Source organism: Buttiauxella sp. WJP83, from assembly GCF_027594725.1.
Classification (GTDB): domain Bacteria; phylum Pseudomonadota; class Gammaproteobacteria; order Enterobacterales; family Enterobacteriaceae; genus Buttiauxella; species Buttiauxella selenatireducens.
This window is the reverse complement of record NZ_CP110080.1, coordinates 2,453,933-2,477,965: the sequence shown is the minus strand read 5'-3', so window position 1 is coordinate 2,477,965 and position 24,033 is coordinate 2,453,933. Positions and strand designations below refer to the sequence as shown.

General features: G+C 45.9%; 25 protein-coding genes and 3 pseudogenes. 20 read left to right on the top strand and 8 right to left on the bottom strand.

The window, feature by feature from the left end; genetic code table 11:
- Positions 1-89: 89 nt before the first annotated feature.
- Entirely contained in the window at positions 90-1,112 is a 1,023-nt protein-coding gene (locus OH773_RS11475) for a DUF2157 domain-containing protein (protein WP_270138732.1), read from the top strand.
- Between the two features lie 37 nt (positions 1,113-1,149).
- Here OH773_RS11475 and OH773_RS11470 read toward each other — a convergent pair whose 3' ends face one another.
- Positions 1,150-1,560 carry a GFA family protein gene (locus tag OH773_RS11470; RefSeq protein WP_270138730.1) on the bottom strand — a complete coding sequence of 137 codons (411 nt, stop codon included), beginning with the start codon at positions 1,558-1,560 and terminating at the stop codon, positions 1,150-1,152.
- Between the two features lie 138 nt (positions 1,561-1,698).
- Here OH773_RS11470 and OH773_RS11465 point away from each other — a divergent pair, with 138 nt between their 5' ends.
- Both OH773_RS11465 and OH773_RS11460 read left to right on the top strand, forming a co-directional pair.
- Positions 1,699-1,992, top strand: coding sequence for a hypothetical protein (locus OH773_RS11465; protein ID WP_270138728.1), 294 nt, complete (start codon positions 1,699-1,701; stop codon positions 1,990-1,992).
- Positions 1,993-2,297: 305 nt separating this feature from the next.
- Positions 2,298-2,591: a hypothetical protein gene (locus OH773_RS11460; protein ID WP_270138726.1), complete on the top strand. Its 294-nt coding sequence runs from the start codon at positions 2,298-2,300 to the stop codon at positions 2,589-2,591.
- Between the two features lie 71 nt (positions 2,592-2,662).
- Here OH773_RS11460 and OH773_RS11455 read toward each other — a convergent pair whose 3' ends face one another.
- The gene (locus OH773_RS11455) at positions 2,663-3,013 is read right to left on the bottom strand and encodes an RcnB family protein (RefSeq protein ID WP_183271509.1); all 351 of its coding nucleotides are present in this window, start codon (positions 3,011-3,013) and stop codon (positions 2,663-2,665) included.
- Positions 3,014-3,189: 176 nt separating this feature from the next.
- Between OH773_RS11455 and OH773_RS11450 the strand changes: the two genes are divergently transcribed.
- Together OH773_RS11450 and OH773_RS11445 are read left to right on the top strand one after the other, a co-directional pair.
- The gene (locus OH773_RS11450; RefSeq protein ID WP_270138724.1) at positions 3,190-3,579 is read left to right on the top strand and encodes a rhodanese-like domain-containing protein; all 390 of its coding nucleotides are present in this window, start codon (positions 3,190-3,192) and stop codon (positions 3,577-3,579) included.
- A 78-nt stretch (positions 3,580-3,657) separates the two neighbouring features.
- Positions 3,658-4,161, top strand: a complete 504-nt coding sequence (locus OH773_RS11445) for a DUF1993 domain-containing protein (protein ID WP_270138722.1) — start codon at positions 3,658-3,660, stop codon at positions 4,159-4,161.
- A gap of 144 nt (positions 4,162-4,305) precedes the next feature.
- On the opposite strand, the gene OH773_RS11440 is transcribed toward OH773_RS11445, so the two are convergent.
- On the bottom strand, positions 4,306-5,223 hold the full coding sequence (locus tag OH773_RS11440; protein WP_270138720.1) for a bestrophin family protein: 918 nt from the start codon (positions 5,221-5,223) through the stop codon (positions 4,306-4,308).
- A 241-nt stretch (positions 5,224-5,464) separates the two neighbouring features.
- Here OH773_RS11440 and OH773_RS11435 point away from each other — a divergent pair, with 241 nt between their 5' ends.
- Positions 5,465-6,577: a cobalamin-independent methionine synthase II family protein gene (locus OH773_RS11435; RefSeq protein ID WP_270138718.1), complete on the top strand. Its 1,113-nt coding sequence runs from the start codon at positions 5,465-5,467 to the stop codon at positions 6,575-6,577.
- A 56-nt stretch (positions 6,578-6,633) separates the two neighbouring features.
- Here the strand turns inward: OH773_RS11435 and OH773_RS11430 are convergent, their stop codons facing one another.
- On the bottom strand, positions 6,634-8,172 hold the full coding sequence (locus OH773_RS11430; RefSeq protein ID WP_270138716.1) for a methyl-accepting chemotaxis protein: 1,539 nt from the start codon (positions 8,170-8,172) through the stop codon (positions 6,634-6,636).
- Positions 8,173-8,357: 185 nt separating this feature from the next.
- Here OH773_RS11430 and OH773_RS11425 point away from each other — a divergent pair.
- Positions 8,358-9,200: pseudogene (locus tag OH773_RS11425) on the top strand (esterase-like activity of phytase family protein); the annotation flags it as partial.
- A gap of 120 nt (positions 9,201-9,320) precedes the next feature.
- On the opposite strand, the pseudogene OH773_RS11420 reads toward OH773_RS11425, so the two are convergent.
- Positions 9,321-10,042 (bottom strand): annotated as a pseudogene (locus OH773_RS11420) (DUF4942 domain-containing protein).
- Between OH773_RS11420 and OH773_RS11415 the strand changes: the two are divergent.
- Positions 10,029-10,181 (top strand): annotated as a pseudogene (locus OH773_RS11415) (IS91 family transposase); the annotation flags it as partial. The pseudogenes OH773_RS11420 and OH773_RS11415 overlap by 14 nt on opposite strands.
- A 149-nt stretch (positions 10,182-10,330) precedes the next feature.
- Here the strand turns inward: OH773_RS11415 and OH773_RS11410 are convergent.
- Positions 10,331-11,224: a LysR family transcriptional regulator gene (locus OH773_RS11410; protein ID WP_270138714.1), complete on the bottom strand. Its 894-nt coding sequence runs from the start codon at positions 11,222-11,224 to the stop codon at positions 10,331-10,333.
- Positions 11,225-11,400: 176 nt separating this feature from the next.
- On the opposite strand from OH773_RS11410, the gene OH773_RS11405 reads away from it, so the two are divergent.
- The 12 genes from OH773_RS11405 (at position 11,401) to OH773_RS11350 (ending at position 21,966) form a co-directional block, all read left to right on the top strand.
- A complete protein-coding gene (locus OH773_RS11405) occupies positions 11,401-12,906 on the top strand; it encodes an MFS transporter (RefSeq protein ID WP_270138712.1) in 1,506 nt (501 codons plus the stop codon).
- A gap of 120 nt (positions 12,907-13,026) precedes the next feature.
- Entirely contained in the window at positions 13,027-13,254 is a 228-nt protein-coding gene (locus OH773_RS11400; RefSeq protein ID WP_270138710.1) for a hypothetical protein, read from the top strand.
- A gap of 14 nt (positions 13,255-13,268) precedes the next feature.
- On the top strand, positions 13,269-14,291 hold the full coding sequence (locus tag OH773_RS11395; protein WP_270138708.1) for a 3-oxoacyl-ACP synthase III family protein: 1,023 nt from the start codon (positions 13,269-13,271) through the stop codon (positions 14,289-14,291).
- 31 nt (positions 14,292-14,322) lie between these two features.
- Positions 14,323-16,164 carry an asparagine synthase (glutamine-hydrolyzing) gene (gene asnB / locus OH773_RS11390; protein WP_270138705.1) on the top strand — a complete coding sequence of 614 codons (1,842 nt, stop codon included), beginning with the start codon at positions 14,323-14,325 and terminating at the stop codon, positions 16,162-16,164.
- 11 nt (positions 16,165-16,175) lie between these two features.
- Complete coding sequence (locus OH773_RS11385; RefSeq protein WP_270138703.1) at positions 16,176-17,261, top strand: AfsA-related hotdog domain-containing protein; 1,086 nt, start codon at positions 16,176-16,178, stop codon at positions 17,259-17,261.
- 4 nt (positions 17,262-17,265) lie between these two features.
- The gene (locus OH773_RS11380; RefSeq protein WP_270138701.1) at positions 17,266-18,393 is read left to right on the top strand and encodes an oxidoreductase; all 1,128 of its coding nucleotides are present in this window, start codon (positions 17,266-17,268) and stop codon (positions 18,391-18,393) included.
- Positions 18,394-18,395: 2 nt separating this feature from the next.
- Entirely contained in the window at positions 18,396-19,166 is a 771-nt protein-coding gene (locus tag OH773_RS11375) for an SDR family NAD(P)-dependent oxidoreductase (RefSeq protein ID WP_270138699.1), read from the top strand.
- An 8-nt stretch (positions 19,167-19,174) separates the two neighbouring features.
- Positions 19,175-19,951 carry an SDR family NAD(P)-dependent oxidoreductase gene (locus OH773_RS11370; protein ID WP_270138696.1) on the top strand — a complete coding sequence of 259 codons (777 nt, stop codon included), beginning with the start codon at positions 19,175-19,177 and terminating at the stop codon, positions 19,949-19,951.
- A 55-nt stretch (positions 19,952-20,006) separates the two neighbouring features.
- Positions 20,007-20,318 carry a hypothetical protein gene (locus OH773_RS11365; RefSeq protein ID WP_270138694.1) on the top strand — a complete coding sequence of 104 codons (312 nt, stop codon included), beginning with the start codon at positions 20,007-20,009 and terminating at the stop codon, positions 20,316-20,318.
- A gap of 86 nt (positions 20,319-20,404) precedes the next feature.
- Positions 20,405-21,070, top strand: a complete 666-nt coding sequence (locus OH773_RS11360) for a 4'-phosphopantetheinyl transferase family protein (RefSeq protein ID WP_270138692.1) — start codon at positions 20,405-20,407, stop codon at positions 21,068-21,070.
- 20 nt (positions 21,071-21,090) lie between these two features.
- Positions 21,091-21,768, top strand: coding sequence for an NADPH-dependent F420 reductase (locus tag OH773_RS11355; protein WP_270138690.1), 678 nt, complete (start codon positions 21,091-21,093; stop codon positions 21,766-21,768).
- A 39-nt stretch (positions 21,769-21,807) separates the two neighbouring features.
- A complete protein-coding gene (locus tag OH773_RS11350; RefSeq protein WP_270146036.1) occupies positions 21,808-21,966 on the top strand; it encodes a hypothetical protein in 159 nt (52 codons plus the stop codon).
- A 48-nt stretch (positions 21,967-22,014) separates the two neighbouring features.
- Here OH773_RS11350 and OH773_RS11345 read toward each other — a convergent pair whose 3' ends face one another.
- Together OH773_RS11345 and OH773_RS11340 are read right to left on the bottom strand one after the other, a co-directional pair.
- A complete protein-coding gene (locus OH773_RS11345) occupies positions 22,015-22,968 on the bottom strand; it encodes a hypothetical protein (RefSeq protein WP_270138688.1) in 954 nt (317 codons plus the stop codon).
- 100 nt (positions 22,969-23,068) lie between these two features.
- Positions 23,069-24,004 carry a LysR family transcriptional regulator gene (locus OH773_RS11340; protein ID WP_270138686.1) on the bottom strand — a complete coding sequence of 312 codons (936 nt, stop codon included), beginning with the start codon at positions 24,002-24,004 and terminating at the stop codon, positions 23,069-23,071.
- Positions 24,005-24,033: the final 29 nt, after the last annotated feature.

Genomic DNA, 24,033 nt, shown 5'->3' with positions numbered 1-24,033 from the left:
GGCTAAAATTCACTAATCAGAATGTGTCCTGTCTTAGGTTACGACAAAATGTTGTAACGTGACGCCAGGATTCAGGTCAGGAAAACCTTATGAAAGTAACACGCAAACAGGAAAAGATCGTCCAGCGCACCCTGGAAGGATGGCGTCAAGAAGGGGTCATCGACGCGGCTGAACAACAGCGGCTGCAACAACATCTCTCGGTGCAACTTTTTGACTGGCAACGGATGAGCCGCTACGCCTTCTGGATTGCGCTGGCTTGCGTGATTATCGCCATCGGAAGTCTGGTCGCCGATGAGTATCTATTAGCGTTACTGTTTGATTTTGGCTACGTCACCCGCGCCATTATTCTGGCGATAATCTCCATGGCTTTTTACGTGTGGGGTTTTCATCGCCAAAAACGTACGCCAGGAAAACGCTACAGCAATGAAGCGATTGTGTTCCTCGGCGTGTTATTCACCGCGCTCAGTTTATCGCAGGTCGGCATGGCGCTGGAAAACGGCAGCGGGAATGTCGCTCCGCTATTTTTACTTGGCTGTGCGATTTATGGCGTGATGGGCTACCTGGCGCGTTCGGGGCTTATCTGGCTTTTTTGTCTGCTGGCATTAGGCAGCTTCTTCGGCACCTCAACGGGCTATGCTTCCGGATGGGGGGCATATTGGCTCGGCATGAATTACCCAATTCGGTTTGTGTTATTCGGAGCAGTGCTGCTGGCGGCCTGTTACTTACTTAAAACGCCATTACAGCAGCGCAATTTATTTAACGTCAGCAAAGCGATGGGGCTGCTGTATCTGTTTATCGCGCTTTGGATTTTGTCGATATTCGGCAATTACGATGTCGATATCTGGCAGAGCGTACGCCAAATTGAACTACTGCACTGGTCTTTGCTGTTTGCACTGGCGGCTGGGGCATGCATCTGGATAAGCCTGAAAACCGACGATGGCATGCTGCGTGGGTTCGGATTAACGTTTCTCGGCATTAATCTCTACACGCGTTATTTCGAACTGTTCTGGGACAGCACCAACAAAGTGATTTTCTTCCTGCTGCTTGCCATCTCGCTGGCGCTGGTCGGTCGCTACGCGGAGAAAATTTGGCGAATTGGGGAAGGGCGTTAGTCATTAATGAGGATACCGATGGGTATCCTCACCCGATTTATGGTGTTGCTGTATAGGTCAAATACCCCGCCACGCCACCCCCGCCATCTTTCGGATGATGAGCACCCTCCATAACGGTGACCTTAGGGAAATCAAACGGAGAAACCCCTTCGATGCAGGCAACGTTAACGCCATATTGTTCGGGGTTGGAGCGACGTTGGTGGAAGGTGTAAATCCCGCATACGGAACAGAAAAAATGCACGGCTTCGCCAGTGTTAAAGCGGTATTCAGTCAGTTTATCTTTGCCTTTGATAACGTCGATACCAGAAAGCGGAGCTGAGACGGCGATCGCACCGCGCATGCGGCAAAACGAGCAGTTACAGCGACGAATGGTATTAAATCCATCGGTGAGTTCTACGGTAAAGGCGACGGCACCACAGTGACATTTTGCAGCCATTTTCTGATTCATACTAACCTCAGTTTCAGTTTTGATATCCGACAAGCTTAGTGGGTAACGACGGCTTGTCATCACACTGAGGCTGTCTTTTCGCATCATCTTTTGCGAGGATAGCGCCAAATTTCCAGCATCAAGCAAAAGGGTAACAAAATGGCTAAGCATCCTACGGGCAAGTATCTGCGTGCACCAATCGTATTCAACGACAAAAACGTGTTGGTTTATGTGGTGCGCGGTTCAAAAATTGAAGATATGCCAGCAGACGAAGATGAAGATTATCCAGGCGACATGCAGATGTTGATGCCGCAACTGTCGAAAGAGTTTGATGCGGAATTAAACGAAACGCTGGAAGAGTGCGGGTCGGGTGATGTGATTGTCTTTATGTGCACCACTGACATGATTTTCGAGTACGGTTACTCGAAGATTAAAGCGATGCGTATCGCGTAATAAATCTGGCCCGGCATCCATGGGTGCTGGGTTTTTCGTTCCTCTCTTCTGCGTATTTGCAACCCACCGTCATTATTCAATCAGACAACTCCTGGCGACCACGATGTTTCAATCAGGGTTGATTCAACGCAATACTTCCCATCTTGATCATTTACGCTGTGAATGTAAGTAGACAGAATCGCGGCCTGCCCAATGGACTTGCCTTGTGCAAGACAGAATTCTGAGGATGAGGGCCTGCAAGGATACAGCAAACACAATGTAAAACAGGGCAGTGTTTTACGCATAAAATTTAGAAATGAGAGTTAATGATGAAAAAGATTATCCTTGCACTGTTAAGCACCGCGCTGGTCGCAGGAACGGTTTCTCCGGCATTCGCCATTTCTGCGTCTTACCGCGCCAAGCTTGAGCACTCCGGTTGTACGCAAGTTTCCGAGGCTGATGGCAGCTGCAATATCAACAAATCCAAAGCGCAGAATCAAAAACATACTGTGGCCCATAAGAGCAAAACGCCAATGATTACCCATGACGGTAAACGTCTGCCATCTTGTGCTTCAACAGGGGGAAGTCAGGCGGATAACGGCACGACCTGCTGGTTCTGATGTGACTTGAGTGAGTGAGAAATAAACCCTGGCGTTGCGTCAGGGTTTTTTCTTTTAGTGTTTCTAAAAAATTAGTGCCCGTAGAAAATATCGCCATTCATGGCGCGTAAAATTTTCCCTTCTGCATCAGTAATCAACACATAGTTCCCGCCCATATATGTCCAGTGGCTCCCGGCCTCTGGCGCTGGCAGGTGTCTGATTTGCCAGGCATCAATCTGATAAGGTTTGGTGCGATACAAATCCGGCACGATGTCGCCAATTTTGAATGGCTTGTAATCTGCATGGAACTCTGTGATTTCAAAAGAAGAAGTTTGCCCAGCAGGGGATGCGCCTGGCGCATTTTCGGCGTTAGCTGTGAACGCCATTGGTAAAGTACCGGCCATCAGGGCCGCGGAAAAAAACAACACATTCAATTTACGCATTTCAACTCCAGATAAATTCATCTGCTCAACTTCAAAATAATGCCGTTATCTCTATCACGTTGTTTAGCGTGAGGTAATCATTTTTTCGTTACCTGAAGTAAATGACTCCCCGTTAACCATAGATATCGCTGATAGATTCGGCCTATATTGATTGTTCAACATCATGAGGAGTCAATATGAGTTACGTTACTGATTTTCCCGCTGCAAGTCCTGAAATCGCCGCCGCTCATTTCTTCCAGCGTCTGTGCCTCGAAACAGATTGCGATGATGTTCACAGCGCGATGAAAGAAGAAGACATGGATTTTGTCCTGCTGCATGTCGTGGGAACACCCGAGGCTTTTGCCCGTCGCCATATTCCCGGGGCGCTGCATTTACGCCATCGGGATATTTCTGCTGAGCGCATGAGTGAATGGCCTGCGGATACGTTATTTGTCGTGTATTGCGCCGGGCCACATTGCAACGGTGCCGACCGCGCGGCGTTAAAACTGGCGCGTTTGGGGCGTCCGGTGAAAATAATGATTGGCGGAATGACGGGTTGGGCTGATGAGGGATTTAGCTTTGCCTGAGTGGTGAATCTGCTACCCGCAGGACGCTAACTGAGTGTAATCTGGGCTTCACTTTTGTGATGATTAAAGGAAGTAACAATGTCGATTTATAGCGAAACCAATGCGCAGTTCATCCTCGGTTTGAGCAACCTGTCCGCCATTCTTGAAAAAGCGGCTGTTTGGGCGAAAGAGAACAACAAATCTGAAGAAAGCCTGTTGCAGGCAGCACTTGCGCCAGACATGTACCCGTTGGTGCGTCAGGTACAAATCACCACGGATATGGCGAAACGTGCCGTTGCACGCCTGGCTGACATTGAAGCGCCAGTAATGGAAGATACTGAAACGACGATCGCGCAGCTTCAGGCACGTATTGCCGCAACGGTTGAGTTCATGAAAGGTATTACCGATGCGCAACTCGATGGCGACGACGAGCGCCCAATCGTGGTGATGGCACGCGAGCATGAACTGCGTTTCACCGCCCGCAACTATGTGTATAAATTTGCTACGCCGAACTTCTATTTCCACTTCACCACGGCTTACGACATTCTGCGTCAGGCAGGCGTGCCGTTAGGTAAGCGTGATTTTGTCGGCCCGATCTTCTAACCCGTCATACTTCAAGCTGCATGTGCGTTGGCTGCGTTTACTCGCCCCAGTCACTTACTTTAGTAAGCTCCCGGGGACTCACAAACTTGCCGCCTTCCTGCAACTCGAATTATTTAGGGTACACGCACAATGAAACTGCGCCCGTTAACTGAGTTTATAATGGCGGTTAGGGCGCAATTTCTCGGGTAGTTGTTCGCTCTCATCCATATCGTGTAGATCCCGCTCGATGGTGTTGCAAATGGCATCCAGCGGCAGGTCATTGTCTTCCGTGCCAAACGGCTCTTCCAGCTCTTCTGCCAGTGTGTCGAGCGAAATAAAGGTATACGAAATAAACACCGACAAGAACGGCGTCATGTAGTGCAGGTCGGTCACCAGCGCAAACGGCAGCATGATACAAAACAGATAAACAGTGCGATGCAAAATCAGCGTGTAGGCAAACGGTATTGGCGTACCGGCAATGCGCTCACAGCCTCCGGCAACCGTCGAAAGATCGTTAAGATGGTGATTCAGGCTGCTCCATACGACGTCGGAAATCAGGCCTTGTTTGCGCTTATCGGCTAACCAGTCACCCATCAGCAGCAATATGCGATTGCAAGGGCCATGGCTTTGTAACACCCATTGTAAGTCATCGCTGGACAGGTATTTCTTCAGCGTTTCGTCTACCGGGCGCTTACGTAATGTCAGCCGTAGCGCATGGCAAAACGCAATCTGCAAATTCACAAACGCCGTTATCTGGCTTTCATTACTACCCAGCAGGCTTTTTGTCTCGCGTAATAATGAACGCTGAGTGATCGCTAGTTGGCCCCACAACGTTCGGGCCTCGTTAAAACGGGCGTAGCAGACGCTATTTCTGAAACCCAAAAATATCGCGATCGCGACACCCAGAATACTGAAGGGCGCGATGGTGAGTTTTATGCCGAGCGTTTCATACCACGGTAGAAAGAAAATCACGCTAATCGAGAGCGCGACATTCAACAGCAGGCGTGAATAGATTTTTTGTAGAACCGAACCATGCCAGACAAATAAGCGGATTAACCAGTGTTGCTGCGGACGAACAATCATAATTGGGAGGCTCAAAAACAGGACAGCATATTTAACGGCAAACTGTGATGTAGATCAACTTACACTTCACATTGCCTTAACAACATGAATTATTTTCAATCGTCATGAAAGAACGTCGTTTGCCCACATACTCTGCATCTGCCATTCTCCATTTCATGTAATAGCCATCCAGATGGCTATATATTCAAATAATGAATTATCACCTTGCTAAATCAGTTAGCCGGGTCAGCGGAGAAATCACATGCCACAGTCTTTATCCCATCGCGCACCATTTCGTGCCGACATCGTCGGTAGTTTTTTACGACCTGCCACCATTAAAAATGCCCGCCAGGCATTTGCCACGGGTGAAATAGACGCCGTTCAGTTGCGAAAAGTGGAAGATGACGCCATCCGCGCATCGGTTGAACAACAATGCGCTTGCGGCCTGCACGTCGTGACGGATGGCGAGTTCCGCCGTGCCTGGTGGCATTTTGACTTTTTTGATGGTCTGCAAGGTGTGGAACGCTACGAATCAGAACAGGGTATTCAATTCAACGGTGTGCAGACCAAAGCGCATAGCGTACGAGTGGTTGGCAAACTGGGTTTTGGTGCACACCCTATGCTGGACGATTTCCGCTACCTGAAAAGCATCAGCGGCAACGCCGTGCCGAAAATGACGATTCCCAGCCCGAGTGTGTTGCACTTCCGTGGTGGCCGTAATGCGATCAACAGTACCGTGTATCCTGATTTAAACGCCTATTTTGACGATCTTGCCACCACCTGGCGCGATGCGATTCAGGCGTTTTACGCAGCGGGCTGCCGTTATCTGCAACTTGATGACACCGTGTGGGCCTATTTATGTTCGGACGCCCAGCGTAAAGAGATCCGCGAGCGCGGGGATGACCCGGACCAACTCGCACAAATCTATGCGCAGGTGCTGAATAAAGCGCTGGAAGGCAAGCCGGATGATTTAATCATCGGCCTGCATGTTTGCCGCGGCAATTTCCGCTCGACGTGGATTTCAGAAGGGGGATATGAGCCGGTGGCTGAAGTGCTGTTTGGTACAGTCAACGTCGATGCCTTTTTCCTGGAATATGACAACGATCGCTCCGGTGATTTTGCCCCCCTGCGTTTTGTGCGTCCGGGCCATCAGCAGGTGGTTTTAGGCCTCATCACCACTAAAAATGGCGAGCTGGAAAATCCGCAGTTGATTCAGTCGCGCATTCAGGAGGCCGCGAAATTTGTCGACATCAACCAAATCTGCCTGAGCCCACAGTGTGGTTTTGCTTCAACAGAAGAGGGCAACAGCCTGACACCGGAACAGCAATGGGACAAAGTGCGTCTGGTGACGGAGCTTGCGGCGAAAGTCTGGTAACAGTAAAACGGACCAGGGTGGATGGTCGTAAACGGTATCCACCCTGGTGTGAGATTTTACGCGAGCTTAAACACCGCCACGGTTTCATTGAGCGCCTGCGACTGCTCTTTGAGCGACATGGCCGCCGCGGAGGCTTGTTCTACCAACGCGGCGTTCTGCTGTGTCACCACATCCATTTGCACCACGGCCTGGTTGATTTGCTCGATGCCACGGCTCTGCTCACCGGTAGATACCGCAATCTCTTCCATCAAACTGGTCACTTGCTTTATCGCATGGGAAATACGCTGCATGCTTTCACCCGCGCGGTTAACCAGATTGCTGCCGATGTGGACCTGCTCGCCAGAAAGCTCAATCAACTCTTTGATCTCTTTCGCGGCCACCGACGAACGTTGCGCCAGATTGCGTACCTCGCTTGCGACGACGGCAAATCCACGCCCTTGTTCGCCAGCACGCGCGGCTTCTACCGCCGCATTCAACGCCAGAATATTGGTCTGGAAAGCGATGTCTTCGATGATACTAATAATGTTATCGATCTTGCTGGAGCTCGATTCAATATTACGCATTGAATCAATAACTTCACTGACAATTTCATTACCGTCATTGGCCGCAACTAACATGCCACTTGCCAGTTTATTAGCCTGGTGAGAATGGTCAGAAGTCAGTTTCACCGTCACCGTCAGCTGTTCCATACTGGCGGCGGTTTCGCCTAACGATGATGCCTGTTCTTCTGTACGCGCGGAAAGATCGGTGTTCCCGGCGGCGATCTCTTCGGAAGCGTAAGCCACGGTCTGGCTCGACTCGCGCACCTGGCCGATAATATTTGCCAGAGAAACACGCATCTGCTCAAGCTCGCGCATCATCGCGCCAATTTCATCTTTGGCGGTGGCGACAATCGGCGTATGCAGCAAGCCGTTGGCGATTTCCGTGCAATGGGATTTCGCTTTATCCAGCTCGTTCAGCACCCGTTTTTTCAGCAGCCAGTAAACGGCGCCAAGAATGACGGCGAAGATCAGCGCAAAAATCGCGATGCTCATCAGGCTTTGTTTGAAGCTGTCTTGAGCATCCTGGTTCAGTTGCTGCGCGTGTTGCTGACGAAACGTCAGCAGCTTATCCAGCGTTATCTCAAACTGCCGGTCCAACTGTGGCAGGGTGGATGTCATCAGCGTACGAGCACGCGTGACATCGTTGGATTTGACGGCATCCAGCAAAGGTTGCAAACCTTGTTCACGATAGTTCACAAACGCACTTTGATAAGCATCAGTCAGCACCTGTTCGCCCGGTTGTTTTGGTGCGTCAAGGTAAGCCTGAAACGCAGCGTTGGCCTTACCCAGCACAGCCTGCGCACCGTCCAGCGCCTGTTGTCCTTGTTCGTTTAACCCTTGCTCACGCTCCTCTAACGCCTCTGCTGCGCGAACACGCATGGTTCGGCTGTGGTTAATCGGGTCGATGACCGATAACACCACGTTGATCTCACGGTTTACGTTATCCAGAGATTGATTGCTGCGGGTTAATGACCAGATGTTTGATGCGGTGCTGACCAGGAAAATAATCAGCAATGTGCTGAAAACCAGAATCGAAAAACGTCTGACTGACATACGATACCCTTGTGTTAAAAAAAAGATCTGACTCGTTTCAGCCAGTACAAAAGGGTTATCGGCAAGGCGGGCGGGATGTTTAGTCACGGAAATAGTCACATCAGAAAATAGTCATAATTGTGTCATATGGCTGCTTTATACCTTGTTGACCAAAATGGGTGACCGAAACGACGGATGCGAACATCATGAAATTAAAACCTTTTGCGTTATTACTGACCGCTTTGTTACCTCTGGCTAGTCAGGCAGCGGAGCCACACGTTGACCGTTACGTTGTCACATTCCCACAGGGTGACCATGTTGAATATCAGGGGGCGTATGCCGCGAATTTCCCGGATGGATTACCGGTTGGCGTGGGATCAGGCTTACAGTTTGTGGGTAAAGAAGGGGAAGCGCTGGTTTTCGCCACCGTGACCGATCGTGGCCCGAATGCTGACTCGCCAAAATCAGGCAAAAAAGAGTCGAAAATTTTCGCCAATCCTCAGTATGTCCCATTGATGATGACCCTGCGTGTGGCCGATGGCAAAGCACTGGCCACCGAAGCCCACGCGCTACATGACGAAAACGGTCCCATCAGCGGTTTGCCTCTGCCTGAAGGGGTGATTGGCGCGACGAATGAAATCGCGTTGAGCGATACCTTGCAGCAATTGTCAGGCGACAAACGCGGGCTGGACACTGAAGGTATTACGCCAGACGGCAACGGCGGTTATTGGCTGTGCGATGAATACGGCCCATTCATCATAAATATCGACAGCAACGGGAAAATCCTCAAAAAGTACGGCCCGCAAGCAGAACAAGGCGAGCAGGGTGTTGCGGGCGGATTGCCGAACATTCTCAAATGGCGCCAGGCCAACCGTGGTTTTGAAGGTATTACGCGGATGCCGGATGGGCGCATTATTGCGGCGGTACAAAGCACGCTGGATATCGACGGTAAAAGTAAAAACAGTGCGCAGTTTACTCGCCTTGTGAGCTTCAACCCGCAAACGGGTAAAACTGAGATGTATGGCTACCCGATTGATGTCGATGCTTACGTCTACACTTCCGCCAAAAACGAAACCTAGGTCGTTATGCGACTTGGGTTTTTTCTTTTGTGCTGTTTATCAGTATGCCATTCACCTTTGGCTTGGTTTCTCTCGTTTTGGATAGCTCAACTAATTAACCGCAGGAAGCATTCCCGGATAGTGTTTCGTCACAATATCATTCATCTCTTTTGTCAGATCTCTCCGCTTAAACGTGATGTATGCAAAACGAATAGAGATATCGCCACGGTTGTCAGGTATCGGTTTACGATCAAGCAGAAAGAGCGTCCGCTCGAGGTCTGCCAGTTGATCTCGTCGGCAACCCCAGTTCAGACTAAATCCCCAGCGTGTATGCTTCACCAGATTGTTGATAATGATTTTCTTACAAAGCTGCAGGGGCTATTGGTTTTGTAATTCCATGACAGACCTTTGAAGACATTAATAATCCCGCGCTCAAAGACGTCCATTTTATTCAGGTGTAGCTGCTCAAAGGCACTAAGGATATTGGCTTCGCAGATTGCTGGAAGTTCGCCTTCCTCCAGGTTTGTTTGCCACTGCTCGCTTGCCTTGGCATCCATCAGCGATAACATACCGGACTGCAGCATCAAATCACGTCATATTGAGCGGCCAATATTTCGCGTGATAACCGGCATTGTCACAACTGCCTTTTCGGTCAAACAGCTCTCATAGCGGTGCCAGGACCTCATCGCCCAGTCCTGCGCTGTACCACCGCCAACTTCTACGGTTAATCGCGATATAGCATCAAGATGCTGGATTAGTTGCTCAATCTGCGCCAGTGCAGTGTTACGACCAGTGACAATGCGTTCGATACTGGTCGAAGGTATGGGCACCAATCCGTATCAATGTATTTTGTGCGGCGACCGGCTGCGTATTGCAGGTGCTCAGGCTGGCCAGCATGCAACGGAAATGCTGTCAGAAAGGTTGGGTGGCATAGCGAAAAAACGATGGCGGCAGGTAGGTTCTTCAGGGTAAGTGCGTCAGAAAAACATGCTTCGGGTTAAAAACGCACCACAATCGTCATTTTTTACCATAAGTAACCCCATTGCGCGCCATCATGTCGTTCCAGGTAACAAAATTTATGGTCAGTAAATTTTTAAAGCGACTTTTCAGTTTCGTAACCATTAAGTATTGTTATTTGTATTCGTATTAATATCTGGAGCAGCAATTTCCTGGTGATGGTTTTTGTACACACGTTGAATAGTACGAATAATGGATCGCGTTTTTTGGTCTGACAGTGAAGAATGTAACACGATCGCCAGCGAGGGAAGCGCTGGCAGAGAGAGTTTAGTGCTCACTTCGACCAGGTTTACCGGCGCGATACGATAAGGCAATACGCCTACCGCAATGCCTGCGCTGAGTGCAGCGATGACGGCGGTTATACCCACCCCGACGAACACTTCTTCCCAACGAATTCCCGACTGGCGTAAACGTTGAGAAGTCAAATCGCGTATTCCGCAGTCAGGAGAAAGGTTGGCGATATGCACGGGGTGATCTGGAATACAGGTATATTTTTCGGTAGCAAACCAGCCAAACCGTTCCTGGCACAGTTCCAGCCCTTCGCGGCGGTCATCATTATTACGCACAATCACTGCATCCAACTGACCGTTGTTAAATGAATTCATCAACACGTGAGAGCTGTCAACAGTCACCTCTATCAATAACGTAGGGGCTAATGACTTCATTTGTGAAAGAATTTCCGGCACTTCGGGTCCCATCACATAGCATGAAATGCCCAATTTGAATTTGCTATCAGTCGTTACTAAGCTGGATATGGCCCGTTCATGAGAGCTGAGAAAATCACGCGCGGATGAGATAAATTTTTCTCCAAAAACAGATAGACGCACCTGACGAGGTGTACGCTCTATCAATTTTTGCCCAAGCTTATCCTCGAGTCGCTTCAGTTTAACGCTTAAAGCTCCTTGCGTTGTGCCCAGTTCACTCGCCGCACGAGTGAAACTTTTTAATTCTGCAATCACGACAAATGCGCGCACGGCATCAATATCCAGCGTGGTCATCTCAACTATTCCATTTTGTTGTCACAGATATACCAAACTTTACCATATCTGATGAGTTCTAAAAGTGATAATTTTCTTGCCGTGTTAGGTCATTTAACTAAATAGAAAACTTCATTTTTCATAAGTGTTTTCATAAGAAAAATGTTATCTCATTAGATCTACGGAGCAAAAAAGAAATGGCCGCGACCATATCATCAAAAAATAAGATAGCACTGAGTGCTGTGTGCTTATCCGCTATTATGTTGGGTCTGGAAATTACCAGTATTCCATCAATTTTACCAACGCTCGAAAATATGTTGCCAGCAGAGTTCCGTCAACTTCAATGGATTATGAATGCTTACACCCTGGCAATGTGCTCATGTCTGGTTGCTATGGGCGCTCTGGCAGACCGATTTGGCCGTAAGCGTATCTTCCTTGCGGGGATTACTGTTTTTGGTATTGCATCTCTCATTTGCGGAATGGCAAGCAGTGCATCGGTGCTGATTGGTGCCAGATTCCTGCAAGGTGCCAGTGCGGCTGCCATGCTTTCCTGTCAGGTCGCTGTGCTTTCACATCAGTTCAGGGACGGGCCAGAGCGAGGAGTTGCCTTTGGATGGTGGGGAATTATGTTCGGCCTTGGACTCGGGTTTGGCCCTATCATTGGTGGGGTTATACTTGCTCTGTTGAGCTGGCACTGGGTGTTCCTTATTCATGTTGTGATTGCCGTGGTGACCGTTTTTGCTGCCCGGATGGGTGTGGTGGAGTCGGGTGATCCGCACGTAGTTAAAATTGATCTTGGTGGCATTATCACCTTACCGATAGCCGTATTTGGTTTTGTCTATCTGATTACACAGGGGCATGAAATAAGTCTGGTATCGGGTACGGGCCAGGAAATTATTGCGATCAGTATTGCAAGCCTGCTGCTGTTCATCATCATTGAGCTGAAGAGCCAACGTCCAATTTTTGATTTTAAGGCTTTCCGCATTCGTAACTTTTCAGTTGCATTGTTGGGAGCCAGCGGCATGAATTTTTCATTCTGGCCGTTCGTTATCTATTTCCCGCTCTATTTACAGTCAGTGTTGGGTTACAGCAGCGTAGTGGCTGGGCTAATTGTGCTGGCATATACCCTGCCAACGATTGTTGTTCCGCCTTATGCTGAGCGCCTGTTACAGAACCGTGGCCCAGGTTTTATTATCCCTGTTGGATTATTCACCATCGCGATTGGCTTTGCTGTACTGCACGTAACCATTTCCAGCGGGTATGCTAGCTGGTTGACATTACTGCCGGGATGTCTGATTGCTGGAGTAGGTCTAGGGTTGACGAATACACCAGTGACCAATACCTCGACCGGCTCACTGCCTCCAGAACGTGCAGGCATGGCATCGGGAATGGAATTCAGCGCCCGCATGATTTCACTCGCAGTGAATATCGCCGTGATGGGGTTTGTGTTGCTATCTGGCGTCTCTGCCGAGCTGGTTCATAGCGTAAACGTTGATTCACTGGCAAGTGTTGCCAATACGATTGCCGCAGGCAACTTCAATGCAGAACTTTTGGATGGCGTGAATGTTGCCATAGCACATCATGCCTTTGTAAACGGTATCAGCTGGGTCACATTGTACGGCACATTGGCCCCAGCAATTCTTGGGTTACTGGCACGTCTTATTTCACAAAAAAAATCATCAAAACATGTCGCAACGAGTTGATAACCTATTTATTAAAATTCATTTTTAGATGAAAAAAATAAATAAAATTTCATTCTTCACTATTATGGAACAGGGTGTTCCAGGTAACACCTTGTTCTCATAAAACACAAGAGTACAAAGATGAAAAAAGATATTGAAACTATTCGGCCACAACTCGCATTAGTATTGGATATGGAACCTCATGATATTTATCCATATACAAATTTAAATGAGAATGAAAAATGGGACTCTTTTGCAATTCTCGCGGCCGTCGCATTAGTCACTAAAGAAACAGGGAAGCAGGTGACCGTAGAAGATATGAAAAATATTAAAGTCGTGAATGATCTGGTTCTGCTATTGGTGGAATAATAAGGTTTTATAAAATGCGTACTCATTCAATTTCTGGCATTAATATTAAAGCAATTACAGCAGCAATACCGTCTACGGTGATGGAAGCATCTGACTTTACTCTTTTATATGGAGAGAAAAATGTTTCACGTGTTATTAGAGGAACAGGAATAAAATCAATCAGGGTTGCTAAGTATATATCAACGACGGATTTGATGACTGCCGCAGTTAATAATTTACTAAACAATATTTATTTTGATAAAAATCAGATTGATGGTTTGATCGTTATCACTCAAACACCCGATGTATGGAGCCCAGGAACCTCATTTTCTCTTCATCAGGTATTAGGTCTCAGCGAAAACTGTTTTTTACTTGATCTTAATTCGGGTTGTTCTGGTTACGCTAATGGGCTGATTCAGGCTACTGCATTGGTCAAGGCGGGTGTGTGTAAAAATGTGTTGGTATGTACTGGTGATGTTAATTCTCGTGTCATTGATGACAAAGAGTATCAATCCAGAATGCTGTTTGGCGATGCTGCATCGGCATCATTGATCACCAGTGGTGAGGACACCTTTACATTTGTATATGGCACTGATGGGCAAGGCAGAAAATCCCTTGGTGTGGGAATGCATTATCAAAAAGAAGATGAAACTTCCGGAACGGTTGGCTATTTAAAAATGGATGGCGCAGCTGTAATGAGCTTTGCCCTAAAACGTGTTCCTGAAGCTATTGATACGCTGTTATCAGAATCGAATGTTAATAAAGATGAAATAGCGCTTTACGCCTTACATCAACCAAATGAATTTATTCTTGGGTACCTGAGAGACATCATGAGTCTGAATGATGAACAACTGCCTGCAGATGTTGACGGTATTGGTAATACTAATTCGACTTCTATTCCCTTATTGTTAAGTCGAAAGAACTGGAGTCATTCACGGAAAAACATAATCATCTGTGGATTTGGTGTTGGCCTTTCCTGGAATGCAATGTTGATAAATCTGGAAAAAACAAAAATTATTAAACCCACAATAGTGTTAGATAATTCTCACACTGGGTAACTTAAAACCTTTCAACAATTAGGGGTGTGAAATGTGTGGTATTACTGGCTGGGTAGATTTTAATAATAGATATTTTGACAGAACGTATTGTGTACAAGCCATGACGGAATCGTTGGCACATCGTGGGCCAGATGGTCAAGGTGTCTGGAATGATAAATATGCATCCTTAGGGCATCAGAGATTAGCGATCATTGATATTGAGCATGGTGCTCAACCAATGGAAGCCAGAGGTTATAATGGTAACCATGCGGTGATTGCATTTAATGGGCAAGTGTTTAACTTTCAGGAACTGCGAAGAGATTTACAAGGGTTAGGTTACCATTTTGATACGGCCAGTGACACGGAGGTACTTCTCAAAGGCTACTTACACTGGCAAGAAAATATTGTCCATCATCTTAATGGCATGTACGCGGTAGCCATCTGGGATTGTCAACGCAACCAGCTTTTTATGTTTCGCGATCGCATGGGGGTAAAGCCTATTTATTATTCATTGACTGAGAGTGGTGTTATTTTTGCTTCAGAGCCGAAAGCTCTGTTTGTTAGCGGTGTCGTTCAACCAAGTATTTCCAGAAATGGATTTTGTGAAATACTCGATATGCTAAAAACACCTGAATGTACTGTATATGATGGCGTGTTTGAAGTGCGTCCGGGTACGATGCTGATATTTGATAAAAATGGGTTACAAAAAGAGACCTACTGGGCACTGGAAGCTAGGGAACATGTTGACTCTCTGGAAAAGACCATTGACACAGTCAGAACGTTGCTTACTGACACAGTGAACAGACAAATTGTGTCAGATGTGCCGGTATGTTCGCTTCTGTCGGGAGGGCTTGATTCATCCGCAGTCACCGCGATGGCGGCTAAATCCTTACCTTCAGGGTACTTACCGTCCTTCTCTGTTGATTTCAGTCATAACATCGAGACTTTTCAGGCTGATGGGGTGAGAGGAGCCGCCGATGCGCCCTTTGCTCGAATGCTTGCCCAGCACGCGGGCACCAAACACACTGAGTTATTGCTACGCAGTGAAGATATGCTCAATGAATCCGTCAGGCAAAAGGTCTTACGTGCAGTAGATGCGCCACCTGCTTATTGGGGAGATATGTGGCCATCTTTGTATCTGTTATTTCGCGAGCTAAAAACCCACTCTAGCGTCGCCCTTTCAGGCGAGGGGGCTGATGAAATTTTCGGTGTATATCAATGGTTTAGGAATCCAGCGGCCAGAGATGCAGATACATTCCCTTGGTTAACTGCGGGATCGTCACGTTATTTTGGTGGTCTCCAATTGCTATCACGTGACTTTGTTACTTCATTAGAACGTGAAGATTATCGAGCTGAACGCTATAGCGAAGCGGTGAACGAAGTCCCCGCTTTGCCAGGAGAAAGCGATATAGATTGGCGTATGCGGAAAACGTCTTATCTCGCCATTACTCGATTTTTACCCACATTGCTTGACCGCAATGACCGTATGAGTATGGCGGTTGGATTGGAGGTTCGCGTGCCATTCTGCGACCATCGGTTAGTCGAATATGTATTTAATACACCGTGGGAAATGAAAAGTTTTGACGGCAGAGAAAAAAGTTTACTGCGTGCCGCAACACAGCACCTGCTACCGGATGGGATTGTTAACCGAATCAAAACACCGTATCCGGCCACCCAAGATGGTGCATATGAAAATGGACTTCGAGTTGAGTTAGGTACGATTATTGAAAATAACCGCTCACCGGTTTACGAACTGATTGACCGTGAAAAAATTATCAGCCTATTAAAAAGAGAGTCATCAGAAATAAGCCAACCTTACAATCGAGGAAGTATTGAAATGGTGCTCTGGATGCATCGCTGGATGAACCAGTACCAAGTCAACGTTACGGTATAACAGGGGATATGATGACAATTCAGGAAAATAACACCATTGCGCCAAAATTATTACACAAAGGCAGCTCTGATGACGTATTACTGTGCAGCCCGAGAAAAATCATGCCCGCCATTATTATGCCAAAAGGCCCTATATCTCAGAATGTTAGTGTTATTTTAAATGCATATTATCATCGTAATGGAAATGGTGATTATACTTTTATTGATGATCATAACGAGTCATTATCAGAAGTGGAATTTGAAGGTGATGCTGAATTGATCTCCCAAGGCATTCCATTTCAGAGGCTTGATTCGCTGAGTAAAAAAAACAATCTCGATCATAATTTTATTAATGCCGAGAATGTTGCTTCTTTCCTGAATGAATGCCATGTTGAGCGTTATTCGACCAGTTTCCAGTTGGTCAATAATGCAGACCATTATTTTTTCTACAGAAAGCAGCATGAGCATGTTCCCGGCATTATGTTTATGGAAGCAGCCAGACAGGCAATTTATTATCAATTGTATACCTACTCTCAACATCAGTTAGGGAAGGTAACTGTCAGTTTAAGTAAAATGCAAGCTGATTTTTACTCTTATTGTGAGCTTATGTATCCGGTGGAAATTGTTGTTGATGATTTTACTTTATCAAAATCATCAACACCAAAGGAAATTGCGTATTCAATTTCGTTCTATCAACAGGCGAAACTGATTGCAAGAATCAAAACTGTGGCACCCGTGATTTCGATTGGTAAATTTAAGCTAGCTAGAAATGTGCTGCTGAATACTGATAATGTATTTAAGCCATTAAGTCACTCGCCACTAACCGTTTTGATTACGTCACATGACCTTCGTCAGAATATTGTGATATTGAAAAGTGTATCAGGCAAGGGGTGTGTTACTAGCAGGTTAAAGAATAAAGATATAGAAAAGGCGATTGTGACTTTTGTTTATGATAATTCAATATCTTTCAGCACATCTATTTATAGGATTGGTGAAAGCAATGGGGAGATCCATTGGTTATTTGAGCGAGTCTCCTTTGAAGAGTTAGAAAGTCTTAAAGAGATGATCAAGCGAGGATTCGTCGAAAATTCTGTTGAAACTAACGTGATCGGTGAGTGAAATTATGCCTGATTATTCAAATTTGACGCAGCCTATATCCTTTGGGAAAAATCAGTTAGCAGCAAACAGGATGTATTTTTCCTCTGTTGGGTTTGATCTTTGTGACTCTATGGGAAGGCCTCTACCTGAGTTTTTTTCAATTTATGATTCTCTCATGGAAGGGGGATGTGGTTTTGGTTTTTTAGGAAATGCATCAGTTGACCCTTTGTCACAATATACTGATCGCAGTATGAAAATTGTTTCTGAAGCCCATGCAAATGATTTAAAGCCAGTTATTGAAAGTGCGAATAATAAAAGATTTATTTTAGGCGTTCAATTGCAACATTATGGTGTAAAGCCGGAAGAAAATTCTTTAAGTTATAATCTATCCGATATTCCCGGTGATGTGACATGGTTGAATGAAGAGCGCATTGAAGATTATATCAATCAGTTTCATAATGCTGCGTGTCTGGCATTAAGAATAGGTGCACCTGCAATTCAAATACATGCAGCTAATGGCTACCTATTGAGTTCTTTTCTCTCACCGAGAACTAATCGGCGAAAAGATAAGTGGGGCGGTTCACCGCTAAGAAGATCGCTAATTTTGATCGAAATCATTCGCAGAATTAAAATTTCTGTTGGTGATAACATGGCAATATTTGTGCGTCTACAAATCGATGATGGTTTGGGTAAAGAAGGAATTCATGTCGATATTTTAAGTGATGTCATTATTGCCATTGAAGAAGTTGGGGCTGATGCAATCATAGGTGCAACAGGAATTGCTGAGACTTATAATAAGTTCTTGAGCGATAAAAATTTCACAATTGATATTTCTCGCTCGGCTGGGCGTTTCTTTAAACAAAGAACCGCTTTACCTATTGGCTTTGCTGCTAATATTGATAGTTTGAAATTGGCCGATGAGATTCTTGACAGTGGAGACGCCGATTTTATTGGGTTTGGACGAGCAATTGTTGCAGATCATCAGTTTGTTAATAAAGAGCTGACAGGTGATTATGATGGCGTTTTCCGTTGTCGGTGGGATTCGTATTGCTTGTGGGATAAGAAAGAACCATCAGCAGAGAGGGTATTTTGTTGTGTAAATCCGCGCTATTTGCGCCCTAATCATATTCAATTAAAACATCAGGATAAATAAAAATGTCTTATACTGGAAAAGTCGCATTAGTTTCTGGCGGAACCCGTGGGATTGGATTTAATGTAAGTAAAAGCTTGATTGAAAAAGGTGTTTTTTGTTACATCACGGGAAGAAATAAAGAAGACGGATTGAATGCGCAGGAAGAACTGGGTAGTAATTCACGTTATGTTCAACTTGATGTCACAAATGAACGTGCCGTAATTGAGCTTTTCGATTTAATTCGTAAGGAGCACGGGCGTTTAGATCTTGCTGTTAATAATGCAGGTATAACCACTAAAAGAGCCTCAGTTCAAGAACTGGATTTAAACGAGTGGAACCGTGTATTACAGGTTAATCTTGTTGGACCATTGTTATTGATGTCACACCAGATTCGCCTGATGGCTCTAGGTGAGAAAGGCTCAATTGTGAATGTATCGTCTTGTGGCGGAGTTCTAGGACAACCACGGCAGAGTGCATATTCTACCAGCAAAGCAGCATTAAATATGTTGACACAGGTTGCTGCAGTTGAAAGTGCCAATCCACCTGAAGGGAAGAGTGTAGTGAGGATCAATGCAGTTTGCCCAGGCCCGACGTTAGGCGGAATGAACACCGAGGAGCGGCTTCGTGCTAACCCTGCATCAACAGAAGAGAAAATTCAGTCAACCGCAATGAAACGTTTTGCTGAGCCAGAAGAGATCACTGCCGCCATATTATGGCTTTTAAGTGAACAGTCATCCTATGTAACGGGGACATTGCTTTCCGTTGATGGTGGATTTAGTGCCGGTAAATTTTAAGGGAAGTCATGTGTACTTTGAGTTCACTCGAGAACCAGAAACAGCAGGAAGCCTTTAAGAGGGTATTCATTACTGGAGTGAGCAGAGGCTTAGGTCTGGCACTGGCATGTGTTTATCTCGATAAAGGTTGGACAGTATACGGTACAGCACGACATAAACCGACTCAGCTTGCCGGGCATGATCGGTTTATTTTCAAATCCTGTGATTTGCAAGATCCTGAGCAGGTCGCAGCATTATTTGAACAAGAATTTAGACCTGTTATTACAGTGGGTGTGTCAGTTATACATCTTAATGCTGGTGTTTCTTCAAATGCACCATTGCATACTGATGAATATGATCTTTCACAATTACAACAGGCCATGATGATTAATGTTCTGGCTAATAAGTTAATTCTTGACGCGCTTTTTCTATCAGGTTTTAAACCGGCACTTGTTGTTGCATCAGCTTCCATTGCTGGTACACGATATCGCGCTGGTATGTTGTCATATAGTCTATCTAAGGCTGCATTAAATGCATTGTGTGGTGTTTATGCTCAAGAAAACCCAGATGTGTTTTTTGCTGTATTGGGGATGTGTAATATTCTGACTGATTTATCTTTAGGGATAATTACAAAGGATCGACTATACGAATTTCCCGAGCATTTAAAATTAAGAGAAAGGTTTAATAAGCCAGGATACGCAGTTAGCCCTGAGGAACGTGCAACAGAAATTTATCAAAGGGTCATTGAGCAAGAATGCGAGGGGATTATAAGCGGTGAGTTTATAGAGTTAAGAAAAATCCTATAAAAATCGGTATGCTTTTTATCAATGAAATAATTATAGTTTACATTTAGGGGTTATTATGGAAATCGAGCTTAACGATATTTTAAAATCTGCTATTTATCGACAAGAGCCATTTATGGACCAACCTTTTGATTTTTCTGAGGGAGATGATACGGAACTGTATTCTTCAACGGGACAGCTAGATTCATTGAGTCTGCTGACTATCATTTCAGATGTAGAACAACAGTTATTTAAGGTGTTTGGATATAAAATTAAACTCGCAACAGAGCAAGATCTTTCATTTCAAAATTCGCCCTTTAATACATTTGGTAAAATGCTTAACTTTATTAATGAAAAAATTCAACTTTCGTTAAAAAATATAGATAATTAGTTTTGCCAGACCCTGTAGAAGGGTCTGTTTTCTGACGGGTAAATCTCTATATTATTTATTAGTATGAAGCAGGGCTGAATAATCATATGCTTTGGCGCGAAGTAGCTTACTTAAAAGATAACGATGATGAAGAGATTACCATTTTTGTCGGATATTATTCTGATTTTACACAGGATGATGTCATCTTCCTTTCTGAAGACGAGAAAATAAATTCTCGAGCATTTTCGAGTGTTCCTGCACGCAATCGATATATTGCAGGTAAGGCTTTTTTACGCAGAGCGTTAGGGTTTATGTTTAACACGGATCCCTTTCAAGGGGTTGTATCAAAAGGTGAGTATGGTAAACCATACATAGTGGATTTTGATAAAAAGATACACTTTAACGTATCCCATACGGGTGATGTTATTGCAATCGCGTTCTCGAGAAATAAGCCTCTTGGTATTGATATTGAGCTAAAAAATCGTTCGATACATCAACATCTTGCGAACTATGTATTTACAGATGAAGAAGCTGAAGAAATCCTGAGTAAGGCTGATTGGTCAGAGTGTTTTTTAAGCGCATGGACAAGAAAAGAAGCTGTGCTGAAATGTATCGGTTGTGGATTCGCTGGTGATGCAAAGGAAATTAAAATTCCACTGAATGATGAAAATCTTCTGGCTTATAAAAAATTATTGAATGTGAATGCTTTTCAAATTTGGCATCTATTTACGATAGATTTTTTGCCAAATGTAATTGGCGTTATTGCTATTTAATTGATGTGGTGAGGGATATTATGAGTTTGAAAGTGGGGGTTATTGGTGCAGGTGAAATGGCACAAGCAATTACGTTACAAGCGGTAAATAATGGATTTGAAGTTATGGTGAGTAATACTCGTGGTCCTGAATCTCTCGAGTTATTAATCAGAAAATTAGGATGCAAGGCGGGTACGCCTGAACAGGCAATCAATTTTGGTGATATAGTGATAGCCGCAGTTCCCCTTTATGCTATACCAACGTTACCAAAAGAATTGCTTATAAATAAAATCGTCGTTGATCCACTAAATTACTTCCCTCATCGTGATGGCGTTATCCAGTCGTTAATAAATGGTGAGATAACAACCAGCGAGCTATTGGCGAAAAGCGTACCAGGTGGCATTATTGTTAAGGCTTTTAACTCTATTACGGTTGAGGATTTACATCGTGATGCGCGGCCAAAAGGGGCGGTTGATCGCCGGGCTATTCCGATCGCCAGTGATAATATCGAAGCGAAGTCTACGGTAGCGAATTTCATTGAAAGTATCGGTTTCGACATTGTGGATGCAGGTGAGTTAAGTGGCAGTTGGCGCTTTGAGCGTTACCGGCCTGTATATTGCGTTGCACTAAAGCAGGATGTGTTGAAAGAGCGTCTGTTTGCCACTAATCGTGATACCTGGGTTGCTGATGGCTACTGGATATTTAATCGGGGTGTGTAACTCTTAGTAAGCGTCCAGCGAGTACCGTCTGGTCATAATTTGATACATCCGACAAAGTGGTGTCCACCAAATGATGGCAAAGGCCATTTGACGCGTGACGGTAATGAAGTCGCGACTAAAATTGCCTTAAAACCGCTGGAAAAACCCGAATCGCAAAACGAGTTGTGGGTGATTAAACTGCCGGAAGCGTTGAAGTAGCGGATGTTCAGGGTGGATTAGCGTAAGCGACATCCACCTTTGATGAACTTAAAAACTCATTGCCAGGCCTACGCCGTAACCGTTGGTGTTATTGCCGAACATATAACGGGCAACGAGCCGCGTGCGGGTGATGAACACATCATAATCACTGCTGTCGAGTTCTAACCCTAACCCAACGGACGACAGGCTGTTAAACCCGAGTTGGCCGCGCTGTTCTCCCAGATATTCCGTATGTGCACCTTCCATCACATAACGTAGCGGTTTATTGAGCAGCTCCCAGTCGGAAATAGGCGCCCGGCGGCGTAGGTATAGCCCCAGATTTTGCGAGTTGGCCTCGCCCTGGACTGCTTCTGAAGTGCCACTGAAACTTTGCAGGGTCATATTGGAATAGCGCAACTCAACATCGATGTCTTGTGGCTTTGAGAACAATTCATAATCGAGCATCAGCGAACCGCCTAGCCCATACGCATTGAGCCGTCCGCCATTCAGAAAATCAAAATCTGCGTTGGTGCGCCTTTTGAAGACATAGCTACCAATACGTAAATCACTGGCCATGGTCCCCAGCATAAAATTGGCGATGGGACGCAATACCAGATTGCCCCCCCACTTATCGGTATAGAGACTGAAATCCCAGCCAATCCCCCCGGTGGCGGTAAGACTGTTCCATTTAGTGGGTATTTTGCGAGTTTCAGTACCGTCAGACAGAACAAATTGCGGGTCATAACGGCTGTAGCCCATCGTTCCTTCAAGGTAGATCGGGACTTCTTTGCTTACGGTCGCACCGCCGCCGAATTGAGTAATGGAAAGGGCTTGTTTCTCACCACCTCCGCTCCCAATATTCAGATCGCTGGCAGTGATGTCAGGCCAGACGGTGTAACTCATTAGCGCGAGCACCGAATCGGCGTGCTTTTTTGGGTTAATGGCGGCCGCGGCGAAACACGCCGAACTGGCCTGTATTAACGCAACGAACAAAATAAAACTGCGCGCAACCTGTACCGTCATGTTCTTCTCATACCCTCATTCAACAAGATGCTGAATACTCAATAAGATAAAGGTAATCGCAATCCTATTTATTATAGAAGCGTTAATTTATTCATCGCGTTTATCTTGCAACGTTGATCTCCATTACGCTGCGTATGGATTCCACCAGCGCCGAGGCGGCGGGGGACAATTCAGAACCGATTAGCCGGGAAATTCCAATTTGTTCCAGCACAAGAGGGGGAAATGACGAAAGCGGAACAAGATCATTCTGGTAGGCCGCATCCGTGACGATAGATTGCGGGAGGATCCCCAACAAGTCAGTTTTCTTTAATAGCCACAATATATTGAAGAATGACACGGTCTCAATGGAAGCGTGGGGTGGGTCGATATTTTCATGATTAAAAATGTTATCGAATTGCTTGCGTAACGTGGTTTCAGGTGGCGGTAAAATCCACGACTCTTTTTTTAATGCTTCTAATGTTGCATGGGGATTTTGTTCCAGCGGGTGGTCGCGTCTGGCTACGATCATGGCGCTTTCACTAAATAGGGGTTCCCGGGCGACCACGGCACTGGAACTAATATCCGATAGCCTTCCAATTAAAAAATCCAGCTCTCCTGATATCAGGCGCGGGACGAGTTCACCACTGACGCCGTCAACGATTTTTATCCGAATATCGGGTCGGGTCGCGCTAAGGTGCGCAATGGCGGCAGGGACGATATAGCTCGAGCCGGTTAACACGCTGCCAATGGCCACTTTCCCGGCATGCCCCTTGCCGAGGGCGTTAATTGCCTGAGAAACATGGTCAAGCTGCGCCAGCACCATTTTACTGCGATCAACAAAAGCGCGTCCAAGCTCGGTCGGCGTCACTCCTCGGCGGTTTCGCAAAAACAGCTTCGCACCGACGGCATCTTCAAGGTCTTGCAGCAATTTGCTGGCCGTGGGTTGGGATACATTTAACGCGCGTGAAGCGTGAAGCACGCTGCCATATTCAAACAGGGCGATGGCCAGGCGAAAGTGCCGCACGGTCGCCCAGCGTTCCAGCCGATCGAGTCTCATGTGCTATCCGTTTTATGAATACCACGTGC